Source organism: Rhodococcus sp. EPR-157, assembly GCF_001647195.1.
Lineage (GTDB): Bacteria > Actinomycetota > Actinomycetes > Mycobacteriales > Mycobacteriaceae > Rhodococcoides.
In genome coordinates this window covers 1-515 of sequence record NZ_LVCV01000421.1, presented here as the reverse complement: position 1 = coordinate 515, position 515 = coordinate 1, and the positions used below count along the sequence as shown (strand labels likewise).

1 protein-coding gene is annotated in these 515 nt (G+C 62.5%); it reads left to right on the top strand.

Going from position 1 to position 515, the window contains the following annotated elements:
- Positions 1-49 precede the first annotated feature (49 nt).
- Positions 50-515: MspA family porin (locus A2J03_RS19650; protein ID WP_068377334.1), on the top strand; the 466-nt coding region annotated here is incomplete at its 3' end.

Genomic DNA, 515 nt, shown 5'->3' with positions numbered 1-515 from the left:
CGGTGGTGATGTCGAGGCAGCCTGAATTCAGTGCTTTACGAGGGGAACCATGAACAAGTCTCGCTATTCCGTGATGCGCAGAGTCGGCCGAGTCGCTGTGCTCGGTGCGGTGGCGTCGGTCGCCGTCGGGTTGATGTCCACCGGAGCGGCCAATGCCGAAACGTTCGTACCGCTCGCCAATGGAGAGAAGGTCGCCGGTCCGTACAAGATCGCGCACTTCGACGAGTCGGCCAAGGTTGCCCCTCAGATCGCATTCAATGGGCTCAATCGCAACGCCTGGGCCACCGGCACCGCGATGTCCGAAGTGCCCGAGGGTGCCACCGGAACGCTCAAGACCGGCTACCTCGTCGGCTGCCAACTCGATATGGACGACCTGAGCTTCGGAATCGACCTCGGCGCGGGCATCGAGGGCGGCAACACCAATATCATCACGTTGTTCCCCATCCCGTTCCTCATCGGTGGCGAGGGTGAGACCACCAACAAGATCGAGGGCGGCGTGTCGTTCGACGTCCCGC